Annotated in this window: 19 protein-coding genes; 17 read left to right on the top strand and 2 right to left on the bottom strand. The window is 42.8% G+C overall.

Annotation, left to right across the window (positions count from 1 at the left end; translation table 11 throughout):
• The first annotated feature begins 302 nt into the window (after window positions 1-302).
• The 4 genes from NSQ52_RS18390 to cydC are packed head-to-tail and all read left to right on the top strand — an operon-like array spanning window position 303 to window position 6,183.
• Entirely contained in the window at window positions 303-1,718 is a 1,416-nt protein-coding gene (locus NSQ52_RS18390; protein WP_058213460.1) for a cytochrome ubiquinol oxidase subunit I, read from the top strand.
• On the top strand, window positions 1,705-2,721 hold the full coding sequence (gene cydB, locus NSQ52_RS18385) for a cytochrome d ubiquinol oxidase subunit II (protein ID WP_058337090.1): 1,017 nt from the start codon (window positions 1,705-1,707) through the stop codon (window positions 2,719-2,721). The genes NSQ52_RS18390 and cydB overlap by 14 nt, the downstream gene beginning before the upstream one ends.
• A complete protein-coding gene (gene cydD, locus NSQ52_RS18380; RefSeq protein WP_342473730.1) occupies window positions 2,721-4,457 on the top strand; it encodes a thiol reductant ABC exporter subunit CydD in 1,737 nt (578 codons plus the stop codon). The genes cydB and cydD overlap by 1 nt, the downstream gene beginning before the upstream one ends.
• Complete coding sequence (cydC, locus tag NSQ52_RS18375; RefSeq protein WP_254000881.1) at window positions 4,447-6,183, top strand: thiol reductant ABC exporter subunit CydC; 1,737 nt, start codon at window positions 4,447-4,449, stop codon at window positions 6,181-6,183. The genes cydD and cydC overlap by 11 nt, the downstream gene beginning before the upstream one ends.
• 57 nt (window positions 6,184-6,240) lie before the next feature.
• On the opposite strand, the gene NSQ52_RS18370 is transcribed toward cydC, so the two are convergent.
• Window positions 6,241-7,272 carry a pectate lyase gene (locus NSQ52_RS18370; RefSeq protein ID WP_008345573.1) on the bottom strand — a complete coding sequence of 344 codons (1,032 nt, stop codon included), beginning with the start codon at window positions 7,270-7,272 and terminating at the stop codon, window positions 6,241-6,243.
• Between the two features lie 488 nt (window positions 7,273-7,760).
• Here NSQ52_RS18370 and sigY point away from each other — a divergent pair, with 488 nt between their 5' ends.
• The 13 genes from sigY (at window position 7,761) to NSQ52_RS18305 (ending at window position 19,036) form a co-directional block, all read left to right on the top strand.
• Window positions 7,761-8,291, top strand: coding sequence for an RNA polymerase sigma factor SigY (gene sigY / locus NSQ52_RS18365; RefSeq protein ID WP_327868476.1), 531 nt, complete (start codon window positions 7,761-7,763; stop codon window positions 8,289-8,291).
• Window positions 8,291-8,602, top strand: a complete 312-nt coding sequence (locus NSQ52_RS18360; RefSeq protein ID WP_035389913.1) for a YxlC family protein — start codon at window positions 8,291-8,293, stop codon at window positions 8,600-8,602. Before sigY ends, NSQ52_RS18360 begins: the two co-directional genes overlap by 1 nt.
• A complete protein-coding gene (locus tag NSQ52_RS18355) occupies window positions 8,599-8,811 on the top strand; it encodes a hypothetical protein (protein ID WP_008345569.1) in 213 nt (70 codons plus the stop codon). The genes NSQ52_RS18360 and NSQ52_RS18355 overlap by 4 nt, the downstream gene beginning before the upstream one ends.
• A 308-nt stretch (window positions 8,812-9,119) precedes the next feature.
• Window positions 9,120-10,490 carry an NADP-specific glutamate dehydrogenase gene (gene gdhA / locus NSQ52_RS18350; RefSeq protein ID WP_342473728.1) on the top strand — a complete coding sequence of 457 codons (1,371 nt, stop codon included), beginning with the start codon at window positions 9,120-9,122 and terminating at the stop codon, window positions 10,488-10,490.
• Window positions 10,491-10,573: 83 nt separating this feature from the next.
• Window positions 10,574-10,687, top strand: coding sequence for a hypothetical protein (locus NSQ52_RS18345; RefSeq protein ID WP_008345567.1), 114 nt, complete (start codon window positions 10,574-10,576; stop codon window positions 10,685-10,687).
• A gap of 111 nt (window positions 10,688-10,798) precedes the next feature.
• Complete coding sequence (locus NSQ52_RS18340) at window positions 10,799-12,181, top strand: hypothetical protein (protein ID WP_019743488.1); 1,383 nt, start codon at window positions 10,799-10,801, stop codon at window positions 12,179-12,181.
• Between the two features lie 69 nt (window positions 12,182-12,250).
• A complete protein-coding gene (locus NSQ52_RS18335; protein ID WP_327855498.1) occupies window positions 12,251-12,865 on the top strand; it encodes a class F sortase in 615 nt (204 codons plus the stop codon).
• 242 nt (window positions 12,866-13,107) lie between these two features.
• Window positions 13,108-15,051 carry a BglG family transcription antiterminator gene (locus NSQ52_RS18330; protein WP_072367992.1) on the top strand — a complete coding sequence of 648 codons (1,944 nt, stop codon included), beginning with the start codon at window positions 13,108-13,110 and terminating at the stop codon, window positions 15,049-15,051.
• A gap of 121 nt (window positions 15,052-15,172) precedes the next feature.
• Entirely contained in the window at window positions 15,173-15,478 is a 306-nt protein-coding gene (locus tag NSQ52_RS18325) for a PTS sugar transporter subunit IIB (protein WP_007497889.1), read from the top strand.
• Window positions 15,479-15,492: 14 nt separating this feature from the next.
• Window positions 15,493-16,842: a PTS cellobiose transporter subunit IIC gene (celB, locus tag NSQ52_RS18320; RefSeq protein ID WP_007497888.1), complete on the top strand. Its 1,350-nt coding sequence runs from the start codon at window positions 15,493-15,495 to the stop codon at window positions 16,840-16,842.
• A gap of 26 nt (window positions 16,843-16,868) precedes the next feature.
• A complete protein-coding gene (locus tag NSQ52_RS18315; RefSeq protein ID WP_008345561.1) occupies window positions 16,869-17,195 on the top strand; it encodes a PTS lactose/cellobiose transporter subunit IIA in 327 nt (108 codons plus the stop codon).
• A complete protein-coding gene (locus tag NSQ52_RS18310) occupies window positions 17,192-18,520 on the top strand; it encodes a 6-phospho-beta-glucosidase (RefSeq protein ID WP_007497885.1) in 1,329 nt (442 codons plus the stop codon). The genes NSQ52_RS18315 and NSQ52_RS18310 overlap by 4 nt, the downstream gene beginning before the upstream one ends.
• A gap of 117 nt (window positions 18,521-18,637) precedes the next feature.
• Entirely contained in the window at window positions 18,638-19,036 is a 399-nt protein-coding gene (locus tag NSQ52_RS18305) for a hypothetical protein (protein ID WP_025208200.1), read from the top strand.
• 324 nt (window positions 19,037-19,360) lie between these two features.
• Here NSQ52_RS18305 and NSQ52_RS18300 read toward each other — a convergent pair whose 3' ends face one another.
• Complete coding sequence (locus NSQ52_RS18300; RefSeq protein ID WP_008345553.1) at window positions 19,361-20,452, bottom strand: branched-chain amino acid aminotransferase; 1,092 nt, start codon at window positions 20,450-20,452, stop codon at window positions 19,361-19,363.
• Window positions 20,453-20,786 lie beyond the last annotated feature (334 nt).

Genomic DNA, 20,786 nt, shown 5'->3' with positions numbered 1-20,786 from the left:
CAGCGCTATTTTTTTTGTGATTGTCTCTTTCCGTCACATATTTTTGACAAAGTATTCAAACAACTGACACAATCCTATCCAAATTTTAGGTAAAATTTACTTTATTTTTGAAGCGCATGGGTGTAAAGTACAGGTATAAATAACTAACCGAATGAAAATCAAGAGTAAAATTTCACCGAGTGAACTATATCAAATGGACTTTCACTTGTGAATCATTGAACAAATAGTGAACTTTTTGTGAAATAGTGAGCATAAATATCTCGAATCATTCGGCATGCGAAAGTAAGGGAGGATGTAAGGCTGTGAGTGAGCTGTTTTTAGCAAGATTTCAATTTGCCTCAACGACATTATTTCATTTTATTTTTGTTCCTATGTCTATAGGTTTGGTATTTATCGTTGCATTGATGCAAACCCTTTATGTGGTGAAGAAAAAAGACATCTATAAAAAGATGGCAAAATTTTGGGGTCACCTTTTCTTAATTAACTTTGCAGTAGGTGTGGTGACAGGGATTCTGCAAGAATTCCAGTTTGGGATGAACTGGTCAGATTATTCAAGGTTTGTCGGTGATGTCTTTGGTGCACCGCTTGCCATTGAAGCGCTATTGGCCTTTTTCCTTGAATCGACCTTTATTGGTCTTTGGATATTCGGCTGGGACCGTCTACCGAAAAAAATTCATTTGTTATGTATTTGGCTCGTTTCTCTTGGTACGATCTTTTCGGCGTTTTGGATTTTACTCGCCAACTCATTTATGCAGGAGCCAGTTGGATTTGTGATTAAAAATGGCCGTGCAGAAATGAATGACTTTGGGGCGCTCGTGACAAATCCGCAACTTTGGGTAGAGTTCCCGCACGTTCTGTTTGGTGCATTGGCAACCGGTGCTTTCTTTATCGCGGGTGTCAGTGCCTATAAAATGATCAAAAAACAAGAAGTGACCTTTTTCAAAAAATCTTTCCAGATTGCCATGGTGCTTGCTTTCATTTCTGGCTTAGGTGTGGCGTTCTCTGGACATGATCAAGCGAAGCACTTAATGGAATCACAGCCGATGAAGATGGCAGCAAGTGAAGCCCTTTGGAAGGATAGTGGAGATCCAGCGGCTTGGACACTATTTGCCAACATTGATACAGATAAAAAAGAAAACTCTGCGGAGATCAATATTCCGTTTGCTTTAAGTTACTTGGCCTATTCGAAGTTTAGTGGAGATGTGCCAGGCATGCTGACCCTTCAAAAAGAATATGAAGCAAAGTTTGGTCCTGGGGATTACATTCCTCCAGTCAAAACAACCTTCTGGAGCTTTAGAATCATGGTGGGTGCCGGCATGTTGATGATTTTTGCTAGTATGATTGGTTTGTATTTGAGCTTTAGAAAAAAACTAGAATCAAACAAATGGTATTTACGCTTCATGGTATGGATGATTGCGTTCCCGTTTATTGCAAACTCAGCGGGCTGGATCATGACGGAAATTGGGCGTCAGCCGTGGACAGTCTTTGGTATGATGACAACCGCACAATCCATTTCACCAAACGTATCGTACGGCATGTTGCTATTCTCAGTCATTAGCTTTACGACCATTTATCTGATTCTTGCCATCGTGCTTGCCTACTTATTCATTCGAGAAATTAAAAAAGGTGCACATTCTGAAGAGAATACAGATCAAAAGGATGAAACGGACCTGTCTACAGATCCATTTGATGGAGGCGCATATCATGGCATATCTTAACGAGATTTGGTTTATTCTTGTCGCAGTATTGTTTGTTGGATTTTTCTTCTTAGAAGGATTTGATTTTGGTGTCGGGATGTCCATGCAGCTGCTTGGAAAAGATGCACATGAGCGCCGCATTTTAATCAATACGATTGGCCCTTTCTGGGATGCAAATGAGGTCTGGCTGATTACAGCTGGCGGGGCTATTTTCGCCGCTTTTCCTCACTGGTACGCTACGATGTTCAGCGGATACTATATTCCATTTACGATTCTCCTATTAGCGCTCATTGGGCGGGGGGTCGCCTTTGAATTTAGAGGGAAGGTCGAGAAGGCTTCATGGATCAAAACGTGGGACTGGATCATCTTCTTTGGCAGTCTGCTTCCGCCATTTTTACTCGGAGTGCTATTCACAAGTATGTTACGAGGAATGCCAATTGATCAAGATATGAATATGTACGCTGGATTTACAGACTTCGTCAATCTTTATTCAGTGATCGGCGGGGTAGCCGTGACGGTGCTTTGCCTCCTGCATGGATTGATTTTCGTCACACTCCGCACTGAGGGTGATTTAAGAAATCGTGCAAGAAAGCTCGGTCAGCGTGTTTTATTGATTGCACTACCAGTTCTTGTTGTATTTGTTGGTGTGTCTATTCTTGAAACGGACATTTATACCGTGCGTCCGATCATCACAATCCCTTTAACTGTACTCATTGTGGTTTGTTATGTAGCGGCTCTATTCTTTATGAGAAAAGAGCGTGATGGATGGACATTTTTATTCACAGGTGCAGGTATTATGGTGACGGTGACCATGCTTTTCACAGCATTATTCCCGCGTGTCATGATTAGTTCGATCAACCATGCATTCGACCTCACCATTCAAAACGCTGCATCAGGATCTTATTCACTGACGGTCATGACGATTGTTGCCATTTCTTTGCTACCTTTTGTGCTTGGGTATCAAATCTGGAGCTACTATGTCTTCCGTAAACGTGTAAGCGGTAAGGAGCCAATGACCTACTAATGGATAAACGTTTGCTTCAACTAAAAGGAATGAGGGGGCTTCTTGCCCTCTTAGGTATTGTGTCAATCATCCAAGGAGCAAGTATTATTTTTCAAGCACAGTGGCTGGCACATGCCATAACAACGCTGTTTGACGGGAAGAGCCTCATGCAGGCAACGCCTTATGTCTTGCTGTTTCTTGCTGCCTTTCTGGTGCGGCACGGTCTCACCTTGATGCGGGAGAAGGTCATGTTCTCCTATTCTTCCCGGATTGGAGCAGACGTGAGAAAGCAGCTGTTGGACCAGCTGTTCCGTTTAGGGCCAGCTTTCACGAAGAAAAAAGGAACAGGAAAGCTTGTGACATTGGCGATGGAGGGCATTGCCCAATATCGTCAGTATTTACAGCTGTTTTTGCCGAAAATGGTGAACATGGCAGTTATTCCGGTGATGGTGCTTGTCTATGTTTGGACATTAGATGAAACATCTGCTGTCATTCTCATTGTCACGCTGCCGATTTTAATTATTTTTATGATTTTGCTAGGACTTGTCGCTCAGCGTAAAGCGGCCAAACAATGGAGATCGTATGAGAAATTATCCAATCATTTTACTGATTCTCTCCGTGGCCTTGAAACGCTTCGCTACTTAGGGATTAGCAAAAAGCATTCTCGCAATATTGGAGAGGTCTCAAAGCGTTATCGAAAGGCGACGATGAGCACACTGAAAGTCGCCTTTCTTTCATCTTTTGCTCTCGATTTCTTTTCTATGCTGTCCATTGCGACTGTCGCTGTATTTCTCGGCTTGCGCTTAATTGAAGGAGATCTTTTGTTATTGCCCGCTTTGACCGCACTGATGCTTGCGCCAGAATATTTCTTGCCAGTCCGTGAAGTGGGAAATGATTATCATGCGACGTTAAACGGTAAAGAAGCGAATGAGGCGATTCAAGTGATTTTAGAGGAAAAGGGCTTCCGAGAGCAGGAGACACAATCCGTGCAGCTGAACGAGTGGAATGAGCAATCTGAGCTCATACTGCAAGATGTCAGTGTGTTGCATGATGAACATGCTCCTTATTCGATTCAGGATGTGGACCTCACTGTGAAAGGAAAGAAAAAGATTGGGATCATCGGTGCCAGTGGTTCGGGGAAATCGACGTTAACGGATGTCCTCGGCGGTTTTGTTGAACCGTCTGCAGGTGAAATGATCCTAAACGGAAAGCCGCTTGCTCATTTACAGCTGGCGGCATGGCAAAAAGAAGTCGTTTATATGCCGCAGCATCCTTATTTATTTCACATGACACTGAGAGAAAACATTCGTTTTTATGAACCGAATGCAACAGATGAAGACGTTGAAAGAGCGGTGCAAGAGGCAGGTTTGTCTCAGCTCGTAGCTGATCTCCCCAATGGACTGGATGAGGTCATTGGCGAACAGGGCAGAGGACTGAGCGGTGGACAAGCGCAGCGGATTGCACTCGCTCGCACAGTGCTCGGCCAGCGATCCATTATGCTGTTAGATGAACCAACGGCTCATCTGGATATTGAGACAGAGTATGAATTGAAGAAAACAATGCTTCCATTGTTTGAAGATAAACTTGTGTTTTTAGCTACACACAGACTTCATTGGATGACGGATATGGATGAAATCATTGTGATGGATCATGGGACGATTGCAGAGATGGGGACTCATGAATCATTAATGGAAAGAAAAGGTGTGTACTATCAATTGGTACAGGAACAAATGGGGGCGGTCACACATGGTCAGTAAAGGCTGGTTTATACCTTATATCAAGGAGAATCAAAAGCTGTTTGCCTTGGTGCTTTTTTTAGGGGCGATTGCGGTGTTTTCTGCTTCTATGCTCATGTATACGTCAGGGTTCCTCATTTCAAAAGCTGCCACAAGACCTGAGAATATCTTGATGGTCTATGTCCCAATCGTGGCAGTACGTACCTTTGGTATTTCACGCTCAGCGGCTCGTTATGCAGAGAGACTGGCGAGTCATCAGCTCATTTTGACGATGATTGAAAAAATGCGGGTACGTCTTTATGACATGGCTGAACGAAGTGCCAAACAGACTAAGCTTGGAACAGGTGAAATGCTTGGGCTGTTGTCAGAAGATGTGGAGAGATTACAGGATGCGTATTTAAAAACAATCTTTCCATCCATCGGTGCGCTGCTTTTATATGCCGCTTCGATTGGAGCACTTGGGCTTTTCTCATGGCCTTTTGCCGGGTTGATGCTGCTTTATATGGCGCTGCTCGTATTTGTATTCCCATACATCACAGTACTTGTGAACCGGGCGCGACAAATTCAAATGAAGAAAGGCAGAAATGAACTGTACAGCCATTTAACGGATGCTGTCATGGGCGTGAGTGACTGGTTGTTTAGCGGCAGACAGAACGATTTTGTTGAGGGCTATGAACGAAAAGAAGCAAAGCTATTAGCACTCGAAGCGGCAAAGCACCGGTTTATCCGTCTGCGCCAATTTTTAGCCCAGCTAGTGATTGGAGGAGCAGTCGTCCTTGTCGTGTATTGGAGCGGCTCAGTCGTTCAGGCTGGTTCTATGCCACACACGCTCATCGCAGCCTTTGTGCTTGTGCTGTTTCCATTAACAGAAGCCTTTCTTCCGCTCTCAGATGCAGCAGGCGATATTCCTGTTTATCAGCATGCCGTCAGCAGATTAAATCATTATGAAGAGCAGTCGTATGAAGGATTAGTGGAGAGGGAGGCAGCAAACGAGACACCCGTCTCTAATGGCGTTGAAGCGGTCTGTTTTGATCAAGTCACCTTCGGATATGAAGTAGATCAACATGTACTAAAGCATTTTTCGTTTTCCATGAAGCAAGGTGAATCGCTCGCTCTTTTAGGAAAAAGCGGTGCAGGCAAATCGACCATTTTAAAATTGTTAGAAGGGGCAGTCGTGCCAAATCAAGGGGTTGTCAGCATTCAGGGGAAACCGGTACAAAGCATTCAAGAGGAGATATCCTCTTATGTGTCTGTGCTCAATCAACAGCCCTATTTATTCGATACGTCTGTTGTAAACAACATTCGCTTAGGTTCTCCAGAAGCGACAGAAGAGCAAGTAAAAGAAGCCGCGCGGCAAGTTCAGCTGCACGATTACATTGAGTCTTTGCCAGAAGGTTATCACACAGGTGTACAAGAGACAGGGGTTCGTTTCTCTGGTGGAGAAAGGCAGCGTATGGCTCTAGCACGGATTTTGCTGCAAAACACACCGATTGTTGTATTAGATGAGCCAACCGTCGGGCTTGATCCACGCACAGAGCGTGAATTGCTTGAAACGATCTTTCGCGTGTTAAAAGGAAAAACAGTCATTTGGATCACCCATCATCTCACTGGCTGTGAGGCATGTGACCGTATGATGTTTATTGAAGGTGGACGCATTGAGATGGAGGGGCAGCATCATGATTTGCTGAAAGAAAATGTGCGTTATCAAAAGCTGTATGAAATGGATCGTCCATTTTCGAACGTGTAAAAAATGTATGACAAGAACGTTCGGACAGAAGATTTCTGCCCGAACGTTTTTTTGAGCTTAAGGGTTTACTTTTCCTACACCCGCATTTGATACAACTTCTGATTTCACATTGTTCACGTTAAGCAAAGAGTAGTTATAAGGAGGGTTGTACGTACCTGTTGAAGACGTTGGCAGACTGCCTGTGCTATTAATATATGAGTTGTTGATGACATGCCATGTACCGACTTGACGGCTGTCCCAGCTGCCAATGGCATTGTTTGTATTTTCAAATACGTTGTGCTCAATTCTCATTTTTGCGCCCATACGAGAGTTAATCGCAGTTGTATGGATGCCTTTGTAGTAGTTGTTATACACATGACCTTCTCCGTAGCGCATAGACGGTACACGAGAGTTCAAGTTTTCAAAGCGGTTGTTGTGGAATGTGATTTTTCTGTTGTAGTTATCGTTATCGGAGCTGCCCATCAGCATTGTTTTCCAACTGTCATGGACATAGTTCCATGAGAACGTAATGTAATCGGAGTCATTTTTCACATCGAATAACCCATCATAGTCATCTTTCCCAGAGTTCAAAGTGTTGTAGAGTTCATTATGGTCGACCCATACGTTTTTAGAGCCACCTTCGATTCCGATGGCATCTTTATCACCGATTTTGCTGTGATGGATTTTGAGGTTGCGGATGATGACGTTATTGGCACGCCATACTTTAATACCAATCCCATTAAATTCGCCGTTTGTCCCTTTACCGACGATGGAGACATTGTTTGTATCTTTCACATCAATTTTATTGGCTGATGTATTAGAAGGAGTAATCGTTCCGTCTACCACGATTTTCAATTTTTCATTTGTTCCTTTGCTTTTGAGGGCAGCTAATAGTTCATTTCCGGTTTTCACCGTCACCGTTTTACCGCCTTCACCGCCTGTTGTACCACCATTTAATGTGGAGAATCCTTGCTGATTAAAATTGGCCATAATCGAAGGGCTTTCTGGATATTTCGTTGCTGCTTTTGCCTCCCCATTTGGCGCAAATAATGAAGTCACGAGACCAACCGCTAACACACCAGCTAACATTGGAACTTTTTTCTTCAACATGAACATCTCCATTCTCTATTTTGTTTTAATGTAAACGTTTCCAAAATAAGCTGCGATTCAACCGCTCCTCCTTCCTTCGCCAGCATCGCCTCTTTCGGAATGTAGGAAGAGCATAGCACGCAAAAAGGTATCATCGGCTAAGAATTGGAACGAAGTATTCCACGATTTTCAAGGAAACTAAGGCAATGATTATTTCAATTTATCTACATGAGACAAGGATCATTGACGATAGGTATTGGGGTAACCTATTGATTATGAAAAGGACGTTCTTCTTTTCAAGGAAAATCAAGATGATTACGAAAGCGTCATTTTGTTAGAGACAAAGACATGTCATAATCATTACATAAGAAAAAATTGGATATTAAATAGATCCATGCGCTAAACAGCAGGTAGAAAAGGCTCCAATTAAAAAAAGAAGGTCTATTTTAAACGATGCGATCACCGGTGTCGTCTAATTAATAAGAGATAGAAAGGAAGGAGGGACGTGTTTGGAGCAGACCGAGGAGACTTTATGGATCAAGCGGGCAAAACAGGGGGATGATGCCGCATTTACCGCCCTTTATCGGCATCATTATTCGTTTCTTTACCGTTATTTGATGAAACTGACCCTTCAACAAGAGTTGACAGAGGAGATCATGCAAGAAACGATGCTCAAAGCGTACATGAAACTTTCTTCTTTTAGAGGAGATTCATTATTTTCAACATGGCTCATGTCCATTGCATCTAGACAATTTTTAGATCATCAAAAGAAAAGAAAACGTGAACAAACGAGAGAAGGAAAGGCGAATCAAGAAGCCATCCGCCGGTTCAAATGGGATGTTCAGCAAAAAGGCCATACTTGGCATGACATATGGGATGCTCTAAATGAGTTAAAGGCTCAGGAGAGAGCACCGATCCTTCTCCATTACTATTATGGCTTTACTTACCCTGAAATCGCTTCGATGCTCGGGGTGAGAGAAGGTACGGTGAAATCGAGGGTTCATCATGGGATCAAGAAAATTCGAAAGGAGTGGGACTGATGAAAGAAGATCGTTTCGCCGATCGTTTAAAAGAGGAGTTGCAGGAGCTCGATGAACAAATCGAAGTAGAAAAGCCGAGTGAACAAGCTTTGATGTTGATGCTAAAGCAGGCAAAGGAAAAAGAGAAAAAACGTTTTAAACAAGAAGTGCTGGCGTACATCATCGTCAGTCTGACCATCATGACACTTTTTGCAGCTGCCATTACTCATTTGCCCATCATCTTCATTCTTCTCCAAGTGGTGAGCGTGCCACTCTGTGTGGTTGTCGGCATCAAGGAATACCAACATATTAAAGGAGGGTCCTCCTTATGAGTCAGACGGAAATGATCATCTTATTGTGCGCATTACCGTTACTGTTTGCACAGGGATTTCTCTTATTTATGGATGCCAAGAAAAGAGGGCGTTATAAATGGTTCTGGGGCATCATTGGATTAATCAACTTTCCATCTTCTTCTATTTTATATTGGCTGTGTGTTGTCTTACCTGATCGTAAAAGAGGAGAAAAGCTCAGGAAAGATTGAAAGACGTTGTAAAACTTTTGACCTTTTTTTTGAATGATCATCATCTAGAAAAAATGAAAGTTTCATGAATGTGTCAAAGAAAGCGGGATGTTGAACGTCCAGTTCGTCATTTCTAGCACGATAGTCATTCTTTAAGCGGGTCATTTTCATGACGGAAGGTGATTCTGCTTGATCTATCTCATTTCGGCATCGTTTTCATCTGTTATCAATATTGATCAGTTTTTACAAATGGTGTTAAATTAATCTCAATATGCGTTAGAAAATCTAACAACCAAAGAGTGAGATATTGACAAGGAGGCAGATGAGACATGTTGACCTTAGATCGAGCAGCACAAACAGCACAAAGCTACATCCACCGTGTGCTAGAGGATGTAGAAAAACGGAATCCAGGCGAGGCGGAATTCCAGCAAGCCGTGAAAGAAATTCTGGAATCCCTCGTCCCGGTTTTTGCAAAACACCCAGAGTATGAAAAACAGGGGATCTTAGAACGCTTAATTGAGCCTGAGCGGCTTGTGATGTTTCGTGTACCGTGGGTAGACGATGAAGGCAAAGTACAGGTGAACAGAGGATTCAGGGTTCAATTTAATAGTGCCATCGGTCCTTATAAGGGGGGCATTCGTTTCCACCCATCGGTCAATGCCAGCATCATCAAGTTTTTAGGATTTGAACAAATCTTTAAAAACGCACTGACAGGTTTGCCGATCGGCGGAGGAAAAGGTGGATCAGATTTTGACCCTAAAGGGAAATCTGATGGAGAAATCATGCATTTTGTTCAAAGCTTTATGAGTGAACTCAGTCGTTATATTGGACCTGATCAAGATGTACCGGCAGGAGATATTGGGGTAGGCGCACGCGAAATCGGCTATATGTTCGGCCAGTACAAAAAAATGCGTGGTGCGTATGAAGCAGGTGTCCTGACAGGAAAGAGCCCTAGCTTCGGAGGCAGTTTAGCAAGAAAAGAAGCGACCGGCTATGGACTGGTGTACTTTATGGAAGAAATGTTAAAAGCCCACGGAATGCAATTTGAAGGACGATCTGTTGTTGTGTCTGGGTCAGGAAATGTATCGATTTATGCGATGGAAAAAGTATTGGAATTAGGCGGAAAGGTTGTGGCTTGTAGTGATTCAAGCGGAGCCATTTACGACCCTCAAGGCATTTCACTTGAGACAGTGAAGCAGCTGAAGGAAGTCGATAACCAGCGAATTAGTGCCTACATAGACATTCACCCGCATGCTGAATTGATTGAAGATTGCGAACAAATTTGGTCTCTCCCTTGTGACATTGCGCTGCCATGTGCGACACAAAATGAAATTTCAGAGTCGCAAGCACAGCAGCTAGTGGCAAACGGTGTCATCGCTGTAGGAGAAGGGGCCAATATGCCGTCCACACTTGAGGCCGTCAAAGTATTTGAACAACATGATATTTTGTTTGCACCAGCAAAAGCAGCAAATGCTGGGGGAGTGGGTGTTTCGGCGTTAGAAATGGCGCAAAACAGTGCGAGAATGTCTTGGACTTTTGAAGAAGTAGATGGTCAGTTGAAACAAATGATGCAGTCGATTTATCGTCAGTGTACTGAGACAGCTGAAGAATACGGATACGCTGGAAACTTAATGGTAGGCGCAAATATTGCAGGATTTCGCAAAGTGGCAGATGCCATGATCGCACAAGGCGTCATTTAACTCCTGCTCTCCCGCACCTGTTTATTTCATGACAAGATCGGGAATCGTCTTGTAAGAATGACAATAAGGAGGCGCGGGAGAAAATGAAAAAGTGGCTGAAACAAATTGTCAAATGGGCACCAGTGATTTATCCAGTGGTGAGGAAAATATATAAAGAACGAAAAGCATCCAAAAGTCGTAACGTATCAGCCGGGTAATCCGGCTTTTTTTTATGAAATGCATGAAACAAAAAAATATGCTGTGTGAATGATCCATATCAATTCTCTCTCCGTTAAGTACATAACAAACGGAAAGAGGAGGCAAAACAGATGAAAATGAAAAAAGCATTTTTAACGATCCCGCTTAGTGCAGCATTATTATTACCAACTGCTCAAATGGCAAGTGCACACGAAGGACATATGCATGGGGATGCAAAAAAGTCGTCATCATCACAAGAGGTGTCAAATAAAGCAACGGATCTTCGCGCAGCGCTTGATCAGCTCTTCTCAGAGCATGCTTATTTAGCAGTGATCACGATGCAAAAGGGAATTGACGGCAGTAAAGATTTTGATCAAGCAGCCGCAGCGTTAAATGAAAACACGAATGATCTATCAGATGCGATCGCCTCTGTGTATGGAAAAAAAGCAGGGAAACAATTCAAAGAGATTTGGTCAAGCCATATCGGCTACTTCGTTGATTATGTACAAGCGACAGCGAAAAAAGATGAAGCAGGTAAAAAGAAAGCGGTCAAAGAGCTTGATCAATACCGCATGAAACAAGCTGATATGCTTGATAAAGCAACAGGTGGAAGATTGAAAGCAAGTGAACTTGAAGAAGGGTTAAAGATGCACGTCAATGAACTGCTAAAAGCTTTTGACAGTTACACAGAAAAGGATTTTGATACAACCTATGAAACGGTCAGAAAATCCATTCATCATATGTTTGAAGTAGGTAAAGGTGTATCATGGGCGATTACAGATCAATTTCCTGGGAAATTTGATCAAAAATCAGTCGATACTCCAGCGGCAGATCTTCGTGAGGATTTAAACTACTTGTTCTCAGAGCATTTGGCACTCGCGGTAGTGGCTATGCAAAAAGGGAATGATGGCAGCAAGGACTTTGACCAAGCGGCAGCAGCCTTAAATGAAAATACAAATGATTTATCAGATGCGATCGCTTCTGTTTATGGAAAAGATGCAGGAAAACAATTTAAAACGATCTGGTCAAGTCATATCGGATATTTAGTTGATTATGTTAAAGCGGATGCATCAGGAGACGAGCAAGCAAAAGAAAAGGCTGTCAAAGATTTAGATGCTTACCGTATGAAACAAGCAAAATTTTTAGATCAAGCGACAGATGGACGATTGAAGGCGGCTGACTTAGAAGCTGGGTTGAAAACCCATATTGATGAGCTCATCAAAACGTACACGTCTTATCATCATGGTGAATATGATCAGCTGTACCCGACTGTCAGAGAAGCATACGGCCATATGTTCATGGTTGGTCAAGATGTCGCATCAGCTATTGTCGATCAGCATCCTGACATGTTCAAATCCAACATGCCAAATGAGATGCCGAAAACAGGTATGGGAGGCACAGCCGGTCCATTAGGTATGTCATATGAAGCATTTGCTGGGATGATGGCAAGTCTCATCTTAGCCGGAGGTGCAGTGGGGGCGTTCTTTCTCATTCGCCGTAAACCATCAAATTAAGCAGGCATCAAGACAAGAGGGAACGTGCACAATCGTGCCGTTCCTTTCTTCAAAAGGAGGTCGACTTGCGTGAAAAGATGGCTGTTTGGTATTCTGACGCTTTTCATCATCACGGGCTGCGCATCCCAATCAATAGATGAAAAGTCATCCTCTGAAACTGCATCATCTTCTGAGCCAATGACAGCAAAACAAGCCAAGAATCAATCTCATTCACACGACACGTTAAAAGATGAGCCATCGGGTATTGTGCCAGCTGACATCTCCATTCCAGCGATTGATGTCCAAGCAAAAGTGGAAAAAACGACTTTATCAAAGGATGGCAGTATGGGTGTTCCGCAAAATTCAGATCACACAGCTTGGTTTGAAGATGGTCCGAAGCCCGGTGATAAAGGGAATGCTGTCATAAATGGTCATGTTGATAATAAATGGGGTCCAGCTGTTTTTTATCGACTAAAGGAGCTAAAAAAGGGAGACAAAGTCATTGTGACATCCTCGTCAGGGGAAAAGCGAACCTTTGAGGTTTTCAAGGTGAAAAGCTATCCGCGCGAAGAGAAACCAAATGCTTTTTTCGGGTACGCCTTTACACGGAATCTCAATTTCATCACATGTACGGGAATTTTTGATCATGCAGCCGGTACACATGAAAAAAGATTGGTTGTCTTTACACAACTGATTTCCTCATAAGAAAAAGGCGGATACACGGAGGTGTAACGCCTTTTTTTCATGATTTCCATAACAGCATCTTAGAAGAAGATTCATAGGTCATTAGATATGGTTGGTTGTATAAATAGGGGCGTTTGTCATATAAATGAGTTGGCAATTTTTATTTCTTTTCAGTAGAATATGAGTAATGAAGAGAACTGTAAGCGTATACAACCTGTCCGAACAAGGCAGATTCTCCACCCTAAATGAAGGAGGCCGACCTAATGCTGAGTAAAAGACTGGCGCACATTTTAAGTCAGCTGATGGCAGCTGAGACTCCTCTCACGAGCGCTGCGCTTTCTGTCAGTTTACAAGTGACAAGCCGCACCATCCGAACAGACATCAAGGAACTGAATGAGCGTCTAGCCCCTTATCAAGCAGCTGTATCAGCTGTTAGAGGCGCTGGCTATGAGCTGTTGATCAACGATGAGAATGCCTTTCGCCGTTTTATGAAGGAAGAAGTCGAACAGGAAGAACCGCTTGCTATTCTTCCAGAAGAACGAGTTCGATTTATTTTGAAAAAGCTGCTTCTAGCGGAATCATATGTGAAGCTGGAAGACTTACAGGAGCAGCTGTTTATTAGTAAATCGACGATGAGTAATGACATGAAATGGGTCAAACGTAAGCTCGAACCCTTTGATCTGAAGCTGGAAGCAAAGCCGAATAAAGGCTGCCGGATCAAAGGATCTGAGATGAAAATCCGTTATTGCATGTCAGAATATTTATTCAATGAACGGCGTTCCTATCAAACCATGCTGAACACGGCGGTTACGATTTTGCCAAAACATGAGCTGGAATTGATTCAGAGAACCATGATTGATTATATCAACGAGGAAAAAATGAATCTATCAGACATTTGCATGAATAATTTAATTGTTCATATTGCTATTGCCTGTAAACGGATTAGACACGGAAACTATGTATCTGTGCTGCCTGAAGAAATCAACGAAATCCCAAGGGCAAAAGAATACAAGGTAGCCCAAAAAATGGTTGAGCGTCTTGAAGGGCTGCTAGATGTCTCATTTCCACAAGAGGAAATCGTTTATATCGCCATTCATTTGCTAGGAACAGCCAAAATGGTACAGTCTTTTTCAACGGGCGGTCAAAAACAAATTGTGGATGATGACACGAGCCGTCTTGTTCAGCTGATGCTGAAAGCCATTGATCAAAAATTGCAGCTGGATTTAGCGGGAGATGCGGAATTGCTGATTGGCCTCAGTTTGCACTTAAAGCCAGCGATCAATCGGTGTAAGTATGGAATGAATTTAAGAAATCCAATGCTTGATGAGATCAAAGCGGGCTATCCAATTGCCTTTGAAGCAGGGATTGTGGCGAGCAGGGTCATTGAAGAAGAGACAGGTTTGTCCATTCATGAAAATGAGATCGGCTATATGGCACTTCATTTTGGTGCGGCCTTAGAGCGCAGGAAAATGGAAATACCACCGAAGCGATGCCTGATTGTCTGTGCGTCTGGTGCTGGGAGTGCAAGGCTACTTCAAGATCGTTTGCGGTCACAATTTGGGTCGAAGCTGACCATTTTAGGCACAGCAGAGCTTTATTCGCTTCCGCATGTCTCTTTACATGCATTGGATTTAATTATTTCGACCATTCCCATTCATATGGATTTACCGATTCCGGTCATTCAAGTGAACACGATTTTAGGAGGCAGTGATTTTTTAAAAATAGAAGAAGCTTTGACAAGTGAAACAAGAGTGACATTAGCTACGCAATATATGAAAAAGGAATTGGTCTTTACAAAACGCGCCTTTCAAACAAAGGAAGAGGTCATACACTTTCTCACGCAAAAGGTCATTGACATGGGCTTAGCGCCAGCAGAACTTACACAATCTGTGATGGAAAGAGAAGAGTCTGCACCGACTTCATTTGGGCATTATACAGCGATTCCGCATCCGATGACCCCGCTAACAGAAGAGACGTTTTGGGCGATCTGTACATTAGAAAAACCGATTATTTGGGGAGAGAAAAAAGTTCAATTTGTGTGCTTGCTTTGTGTCGAAAAAGAGAATGCCAAAGATTTAAAAGGCATGTACCGTCTGCTTGGAGAGCTTGTCCATCATGTGAAATTTATTCAGCACCTCATCACCTGTGACACCTTTGAAGACATGCTGGATGTCATGGATAAAAAAGCGCCTTCGTACAAGAACTAATGGTGTGATATTAACTTTTTCCGCTTCCTAAAGGAAAAAGTATGGGTGTTTATGAAAGCGGTTTCATAATATGATGAATGTGTAAAGAAAAGCTTCATACTTCAAAAAGGGGGCGTTTACAATGAACATTTTATTAGTTTGTGCAGCAGGTATGTCAACAAGCTTACTTGTCACAAAAATGGAGAAAAGTGCACAAGAACAAGGAAAAGACTATCGTATTTGGGCAGTATCTGGAGATGCTGCAAAAAATCATATTGATCAAGCCGATGTGCTTTTATTAGGACCTCAAGTTCGATATTTATTACCGCAAATGAAAAAACTCGGAGAAGACAAAGGAATTCCAGTAGACGTGATTAATACCGTGCATTATGGCGTATGTAATGGTGCTGAGGTTTTAAAATCTGCTGAACAGTTAGTGAACGGATAAAGGGGGCGGAAGGGATGAATGGATTCAACCGATTTCTAGAAGAGAAGGTTATGCCGTTTGCAGGGAAGATTGCCGCTCAAAGACATTTACAAGCATTGCGTGACGGAATTGTTTTAACCATGCCTCTCATTATCGTCGGTTCACTGTTTCTTATTTTAGCCAACCTTCCGATTCCAGGATATAGCGATTTTATGGCAAGTGTCTTCGGAGCCGAATGGGCCACGAAACTATCCTATCCTGTGAATGCCACCTTTGACATTATGGCACTTGTTGCGACCTTTGGGATCGCGTACAGGTTAGCTGAAAAGTATGCAGTCGATGCACTGTCATCTGGTGCAATTGCTGTCGCAGCTTTCCTCCTAGCCACACCTTATCAAGTACCGTTCACACCTGAAGGATCAACAGAAGCTATCCTAGTGAATGGCGGTATTCCCGTCACACTGATGGGCAGTAAAGGGCTATTCGTTGCCATGATTATTGCCATGCTTTCCACCGAAATTTACCGCTTTATTGTACAGCGGAATATCGTCATCAAAATGCCTGATGGTGTACCGCCAGCAGTTAGTAAATCGTTTATCGCACTTATTCCAGGTTTTGTGGTCATCACGCTGATCTGGGTCGCTAGGCTTCTGATTGAGATGACACCTTTTGAGAGTATTCATAATATCATTACGGTCTTAATCGGCACACCACTATCCATTCTTGGTGGAAGCTTAGGCGGAAGTATCGTTGCCATCGGTGTGCAAATGCTCCTCTGGGCATGTGGTATTCACGGAGCCACCATTGTCGGTGGAGTCATGGGTCCGATTTGGCTCGGTGCGATGGATGAAAACCGTCTTGCCTTCCAAGCAGGAGAAGTGCTGCCGAATATTTTCACAGCGCAGTTCTTTGAAATCTTTATCAATGTCGGCGGAAGCGGTGCGACGCTTGCTTTGGTACTGACCATGATCTTGCGTGCGAGAAGTAAACAAATGAAACAGCTTGGCCGTCTTGCGATTGGGCCAGCCATCTTTAACATCAACGAACCGATCATTTTTGGAATGCCGATTGTGATGAACCCAATGCTTCTCATTCCGTTTATCCTTACCCCAATTATGATGATCATCACCACATATATCGGAATGAGCACAGGACTTGTAGCAAAACCGGCAGGGATCGCTGTCCCGTGGACAATGCCGCCAATCATTTCAGGCTATCTCGCAACAGGCGGGAAAATCTCTGGTGCGGTCATGCAGCTGATTAACCTTGCCTTGTCATTTGCGCTATACTATCCATTCTTTAGAATGTGGGATAAGCAGAAATTGAAAGAAGAAAATGAGCTTGAAGCAAAAGCATCAACAGATGAAAATGTCGTCAGCATGTAATAGAGGGAACAAGGGGGATGCGGCCGATGGAAATGGAACAAATTGTGTTTCAACTCATCTTGCACGGTGGTAATGGCAGAAGCTCGGCCATGGAGGCCATTACATGTGCAAAGCAAGGCAATTTTGATGAGGCGAAGCAAAAATTGCAGGAAGCACAAGACGCGTTAAATGAGGCGCATCACGCACAGACAGAGCTGATCCAAGGAGAAATCAGAGGAGAGAAAACCGACGTCAGTCTCTTGATGATTCATGCACAGGATCATCTGATGAACGCAATGACCGTCAAGGAGCTTGCAGCTGAAATCATTGAGCTTCATGAAAAAATGAAGCAATTCGGAGGTGTCAATTCATGAAAGACGGAATCAAAATTGTCACAATAGGCGGTGGATCAAGCTATACGCCTGAGCTCGTCGAAGGGTTTATTAAACGATATCAAGAATTGCCTGTAAAGGAATTATGGCTTGTGGATATTGAAGCGGGTCAGGAAAAGTTGAACATCGTAGGTGCCCTTGCAAAACGTATGGTCGAAAAAGCAGGTTTGCCGATTGAAGTGCACCTCACTCTTGACCGCCGGGCAGCTCTGAAAGATGCGGACTTTGTCACGACACAATTTCGTGTAGGACTGCTCGAAGCCAGAGCCAAGGATGAAAGAATCCCGCTTAAATATGGCGTCATTGGACAGGAAACGAATGGTCCAGGCGGGTTATTTAAAGGTCTACGCACCATTCCAGTCATTCTAGACATCGTGAAGGATATGGAAGAGCTTTGCCCAGATGCCTGGCTGGTGAACTTTACAAATCCAGCTGGCATGGTCACAGAGGCGGTGTTACGCTACACGAATCTGAAAAAAGTGGTCGGTCTATGCAATGTGCCGATTGGAATCAAAATGGGCATTGCAAAAGCGCTGGATGTCGATGTCGAACGCATTGAAGTACAATTTGCAGGCCTCAATCACATGGTCTATGGCTTAGATGTGTATTTAGACGGGGTCAGCATTATGGATCAAGTGCTCGATGAGTTAGGAAATCCAAATAGCCAGTGGTCCATGAGGAATATTGAAGCGAAAAACTGGGAGCCTTCTTTCGTCAAAGGCTTAGGGGTCATTCCATGTCCGTATCATCGTTATTACTATAAAACGAAAGATATGCTGGAGGAAGAACAAAAAGCGGCTCAAGAAAAAGGAACAAGAGCAGAGGTTGTGCAGCAAGTCGAGCATGAACTATTTGAGTTATATAAAGACCCAGATTTATCGATTAAACCGCCGCAGCTCGAAAAAAGAGGCGGGGCTTATTACAGCGATGCAGCATGTAATTTGATCAGCTCCATCTATAATGATAAACATGACATTCAACCGGTAAATACAGTGAACAGAGGAGCAATTGCCAGCATTCCGGCCGAATCAGCGGTTGAAGTGAACTGTATTATTACAAAGGACGGACCGAAACCAATCGCGACAGGTGATCTGCCTGTGGCTGTGAGAGGACTCGTTCAACAAATCAAGTCCTTCGAGCGTGTGGCAGCTGAAGCAGCTGTGACAGGAGATTACGAGACGGCTCTTGTCGCCATGACCATCAATCCACTCGTTCCTTCTGACGAAATTGCAAAGCAAATCTTAGATGAAATGCTTGAAGCGCACCGTGAATATTTACCGCAGTTCTTCAAATCAGTGAATGCGTAAAATAAAATGGCCCCTTTATGGGGTCGTTTTTTATGATTTTTTCATATGGAAACCGGAGAAAGCAGTGTATGATAGAAAAAACAACATGTACTGCTTCAAAGAAAGGACGGTTAGAATATGGTGGCAATTGGTTTAATGCTTTACGGCTTTATCGTTCAACCTCTACTTAGTTACGGCACAGTGGTTTTGTTTTTGTATGGAATCATCGCTTCATTTATTGGCCTGATTCGGCATAGACAGGATGTGTGGATGTATGTTCTCCGCCTGCTCGTTTGTTTTACTATTCCAGTAACCAATCTGTTAATGTATTTCGCAACCATCGGTGGAGATGAAAGAGACTTTGATTTCCAGCCGATGCCGCCAGTTTATCATCTTGTTTTTATCCTAGAAATCATCATCGTCTTTTTACCAGAGATCTTTTTACTGATCGAGAGAAAGCGGAGTATCAAAGGGAAACAGTGGATATATGCAGGGGCCATTGTGGGGATATCGGTCTTGTTTTGGTGCACGATTTGATGAGAGGCTGACTGACATCTAAGTCTTTTTCGCCTTTTTATTGCGTAACCTCTTTCGCCTCACTTTTACAAAAGTAATGGAAAGAACAAGGATAGAAATTCCGAGAAACTTAAATAGAAAACGGGTGAAGAACGGTGAATCATCGAAACCTGTAGCGATGATGATCGATCCGATGCAAATCCCAAAGAACGCTAGTAAATAAGTAAAAAACATATCATCACTCCTTAAGCGTGGAATAGATCCATATTTTCCATTATGAGGTAGTGAAGGAGATAAAGAAACAAAAAAAGAACCCTTCATCAAATGAAAGGTTCTTTCGCTTGCTTATGCCTGCTTGACGACCGAATCGACTTCTACTGTCCAGCCGAAGATATCTGGCTGAGTTCCTTTTTGGATTCCAGTAATCGCTTCGTACAATTTCTTCGATACTTCGCCTGTTTGACCATTTTGAATGACGTATGGCTGATCGTGATAAATTAATTCACCGACAGGAGAAATGACGGCTGCCGTTCCTGTCCCGAAGATTTCTTCAAGTTCACCTGACTGATGTGCTTCGATTAACTCATCAATTGAAATTTTACGTTCTGTCACAGGGATTTCCCAATGCTTTAACAGCTCAAGCACAGAATTCCGTGTGATCCCTTCTAAAATGCTGCCGTTCAGTTCAGGCGTCACGATTTCTCCGTTGATTTTAAAGAAGATATTCATACTACCGACTTCTTCAATATACTTTTTCTCGATGCCATCAAGCCACAGGACTTGTGAAAATCCTTTCGTTTCAGCAACTTGCTGTGCTTTCAGGCTTGATGCATAGTTTCCAGCTGTTTTGGCATTTCCTGTTCCGCCTTTAACAGCGCGGACAAATTCGTTTTCCACCGCAATTTTGACCGGATGAATGCCTTCTTTATAATAAGAACCTACTGGAGATAAAATGATGATCAGCTTATAGGTGCTTGACGGTGCAACACCTAAATAGGGCTCAGTAGAAATAATGAATGGACGAATATACAAAGAAGTGCCCTCTGCATCAGGTACCCAATCCTTATCAATGCGAATGAGTTCATTTAAGCCTTCTAAAACCGTTTCTGTATCAATTTGCGGGATACATAGGCGGTCATTTGATCTGTTTAAGCGTTCCATATTTTTTTCGGGACGGAATAAGAGAATCTTTTGATCCTCAGACACATACGCCTTCAAGCCTTCAAAAACAGATTGGCCATAATGATAAACCATAGAAGCTGGATCCATTGGAATCGCCTGATAAGGGATAATTCTCGGATCATACCAGCCTTTATCAATTGAATAATCCATCACAAACATGTGGTCTGTGAAGATTTTTCCGAATTCAAGTTGATCAGATTGAGGTTTTGGTTTTTTTGTTGAACTAAGTTCAACGCGGATGGGTTGTTTTGGCATCGTAAATCTCCTTGCTGTTTGATTATTTGAAAATTCTAATAATATGAAATAATTATGATTCTATTCTATACCTTCACAAAATATTAGCAATAGGTTTTCTGGAATTCAGACAAGAAAAATCTGTTAAAGCGCTTTCCTCCTCTCTGTCGTGGTTTTACTGAAGTTTCCCCTTAGAAATAAAATCCAATTTCATTATTAACTGATTAATCTGACAATTTAAAAGCGATTTGTTTTCCTGTAAGATATTCTTTCAACCATACACCTTTTGACTAGTACATTGCAAGGGGCATTGCCATATTTTAATCCTCTTTTTTTTAACCGATAAAGGTAGAAG

This window comes from Bacillus sp. FSL W8-1141 (assembly GCF_038593205.1).
GTDB lineage: Bacteria > Bacillota > Bacilli > Bacillales > Bacillaceae > Bacillus > Bacillus altitudinis.
This window is presented reverse-complemented; position numbering and strand designations above follow the sequence as displayed.